The following is a 3814-nucleotide window of genomic DNA, read 5'->3' on the forward strand; positions in this document are numbered from 1 at the left end:
GGCCCGGTGACATCATAGCTCGATTATTTGGCCACCAAATCGAACAATTATAGAACGGTACCTCCGCAATTGACTGTTGCCATTAAATTGTGCTGATAATCCGTCGCGGGCGACGGAGCGGTTTATGGCAGAACTTTTAGACGGGAATGCGCTGTCGTCGTTGTGGAGTATTTCCTTCGAGGAATTACAGCTCGTCACGGAACTGGAATCCCATATGCGGCTGGGTTTTGCGGCACAGTTGAAGCTTTATGGTTCGACGGGGCGCTTTCCGGAGCGGGCAACGGATATACCGGAACAGGCGCTGGAATATCTCGCGGAGCAGGTCGCAGCTTCGATTGCCGACATTGATCGTTATAGCTGGAATGGGCGATCAGGTCGGCGTCATCGACAGCGGATCTTCGAGCATCTCGGGGTTCGCCGTATGGAGGCTTTGGACATCGGCGCTTTGTCCTCCTGGATTTTCAGCGAGGTTTGCCCGACTGGGGTGACATTGGAGACCATGACCGAGCGCGCCTGTTTGTGGTTTCGCGATCATAAGGTTCAAAGCCTGGCGCCCGGCGAGCTGACGCGCTTTATAAAATCGCGCCGCCGGGATTTTGAGAGCGAACTTCTTGCTCGCGTTGCCGCCAGTCTGTCGGCGCCGGCGATCGCATTGATGGAAGGCTCGCTGAACGAGCCGGACGGCGTGACTGGTTACAATGCGATCCGATCGGACCCGGGCCAGATCGGACTTGAAAGCCTGCTGTCCGCAGCGCGGCTGCTCGCCTTCATCCGGTCATTGAATATTGCGGCCTGGGTTCGAACCTGCGCCGGGCCAGTCCTGCTGGGCGAATTGCGCCGGCGATTGTCGCACGAGACGGCCTGGGAGATGCGGCGTCATCCAACCGAGCGTCAGCTCGGGCTTTACGCCATCTTTCTGGCGCACCGCGAACAGGAGATCACTGACGGCCTGGTCGACCTGCTGATCGAGACGGTTCACAAGTTCTCGACCAAGGCTGAGCGCAAAATAGTGTCGGGCATGACACAGGACTTCAAGAGGGTGCAGGGCAAGGAACGGATTCTGGCGCTGATTGCCGAGGCTTCGATCTCGCGGCCGGACGGGGTGGTGCGCGAGGTGGTGTTTCCGGTTGCCGACCAGAACGTGCTCTCGGCTGTCGCGCGGGAATACAGGGCGGAGGGCTCGTTCCAAAAGCGCGTGCATGCCGTGCTTCACTCCTCTTATGCCAATCATTACAGGCGAATGCTGCCGCCCTTGCTGGAGGTGCTGGAGTTCAGATCGAACAATACGCACCGGCCCGTGCTTGAGGCCGTAGACCTGATACGCGGCATGCTCGATGACGGTAGCCGGGTCGTCCATCTTGCCGAAGGGCCGGCGATCAGCGAACTTATTCCGGTCAGATGGCGGGACGTGGTGTTGGAGAAAGTTGATGCCAGCGCCTGGCGTATCAGCAGGATCAATTACGAGATCTGCATCCTGACGGCATTGCGCGAACGCCTGCGCTGCAAGGAGATCTGGGTGCCGGGCTCCGATCGCTACCGCAATCCGGATGAGGATCTGCCCCAGGACTTTGAGGAGCGTCGGAGCGAATATTATCGGGAGCTCGGCCAAACCGAGGATGCCAAGGCCTATGTCGCCAACCTGAAACAGGAATTGGAGACAGGGCTGCGTCGTCTCAACGCCAGCATGCCCGGCAATGCCAAGGTGCGTTTGACGGCGAAGGGGCGCAACCGCATCGGGCTCTCGCCGCTGGAGCCTCAAAAGGCGCCTCAAAACCTCGACGCGATCAAGGCCGAACTGGAACGACGCTGGTCTGTGACGGGATTGCTCGACATCCTGAAAGAGGCGGCGCACCGGACCGGCTTTCTGGATGAATTCCGCAGCTCGGGCGATCGGGTGGTACTGGATGAGGACACGCTGCGCCGTCGCCTGATCCTGTGCCTTTATGGGATCGGCACCAACGCCGGCCTTAAGCGGATCAGCGCGGCGACGGACGGGGTGAGTTATTCCGACCTGCTCTATGTGCGCCGTCGCTTCCTGCACAAGGAGGAGTTGCGCAGGGCGACAGCGCTGGTGACGAACGCCATCCTCTCAATCCGGAATCCGGCGATCTGGGGCGAGGCAACGGCGTCCTGCGCCTCCGATTCAAAGAAGTTCGGCGCTTGGGACCAGAACCTGATGGCCGAATGGCACGTGCGCTATCAGGGCCGCGGCGTTATGATCTATTGGCATGTCGAGCGGCGATCTACCTGCATCTATTCGCAGCTCAAGCGCTGCTCTTCGTCCGAAGTGGGCGCCATGATCGAGGGTGTGCTCCGGCACTGCACCGATGCAGAGATCCAGAAGCAGTATGTCGATAGCCATGGGCAAAGCGAAGTTGCATTCGCCTTTTGCCGGTTACTGGGCTTCGAGCTGGCGCCGCGCCTGAAGGCGATAGCACGCCAGCGTCTCTATCTTCCCGATGCGCACCTGCGCGAGGAGTTAGGCAATCTCGGCGCCATCCTGACCAAGACAATAGATTGGGAGCTGATCGAGAAGCAGTACGATCAGATGATCAAATACACGGCCGCGCTCCGCAGCCGGACCGCCGAGCCGGAGGCGATCCTGCGCCGGTTTGCGCGGGCGGCCGTCAAGCACCCGACCTATGATGCGTTGTCCGAGCTCGGACGCGCCGTCAAAACCATATTCCTGTGCCGCTATCTGGCCGAGGAAGCGTTCCGTCGTGAAATCCACGAAGGATTGAACGTGGTCGAGAACTGGAACAGCGCCAACGGCTTTATCTTCTTCGGCAAGGGCGGCGAGATATCGAGCAACCGCCTGGAGGATCAGGAGCTCTCGGTGCTGGGCCTGCATTTGCTGCAGAACTGTCTGGTCTATGTGAATATCCTGATGTTGCAGCAGATCCTCTCGGAGCCGGCTTGGGCGGGCCGGATGACGGAGGAAGATTGGCGAGGGTTGACGCCGATGATCTATGGCCACGTCAATCCATATGGCGAGTTCGATCCGGACATGGAGCAGCGCATTGCGTTCGAGCCCGCTCTTGCCGCGTAAAGCAGTGTGCTATCGGCGGCTGCACAAACGAACGTTTGAGCAACGTTCCGGCGGCTCACCAAAAATCAAGGGTTTGGCATGCGCGAAAACCTGTTGCCAAACCAATATTCAAGGCAACAGGTTTATGCGATGATTCTAGGCTATGCGCGCGTCTCCAAAGCAGACGAACAGGACACAACCACCCAGGTCGAGGCTCTCAAAGCCGCCGGGTGCGAGCGTGTGTTCGAGGAGAAGGCCTCGGGCGGTCGTTGGGACAGGCCTGAACTCCATCGGCTTCTCGACCAGGTGCGCGCCGGCGACGTCTTGGTGGTCTGGAAACTCGATCGACTGTCGCGCTCCCTCAAGGATCTGCTTCATGTCCTGGAACAGCTCGACAAGGTCGGCGCCGCGTTCCGCTCTCTGACCGAAGCGATCGAGACTGCCGGCCCGGCCGGCCGAATGATGATGCAAATGCTTGGCTCCTTTGCAGAATTTGAGCGCGCGATGGTCAAGGAGCGTACCCAGGCCGGCCTGAAGAATGCCCGCGCGCATGGCCGCGTTGGTGGTCGTCAACCCAAGCTCACATCCGATCAGAAGATCGAGGTCCGAGCCATGCTTGACGCCGGCAGAAGTGCCGCCGACATTGCCAGAATATTCCGCGTCCATCGCGCAACCATCAGCCGCATCGTCGCGCAGGACAGAGCCAGCGCCTCGACCCCGCTACGCGCCGTTCCCTAAATGTTCTGTTCGATGGCCAAAAAATCGAGCTATGATGTCACCGGGCCT

2 protein-coding genes are annotated in these 3814 nt (G+C 59.8%); both read left to right on the forward strand.

The genetic code is table 11. From position 1 onward, the window contains the following. Positions 1-124 precede the first annotated feature (124 nt). Positions 125-3049, forward strand: coding sequence for a Tn3 family transposase (locus NHF53_RS22460; RefSeq protein ID WP_252836186.1), 2925 nt, complete (start codon positions 125-127; stop codon positions 3047-3049). 129 nt (positions 3050-3178) lie between these two features. Continuing rightward, on the forward strand, positions 3179-3766 hold the full coding sequence (locus NHF53_RS22465) for a recombinase family protein (RefSeq protein WP_374591304.1): 588 nt from the start codon (positions 3179-3181) through the stop codon (positions 3764-3766). The last annotated feature ends 48 nt before the right edge of the window (positions 3767-3814 follow it).

This window comes from Ciceribacter sp. RN22 (genome assembly GCF_024054295.1).
GTDB lineage: Bacteria > Pseudomonadota > Alphaproteobacteria > Rhizobiales > Rhizobiaceae > Allorhizobium > Allorhizobium lividum.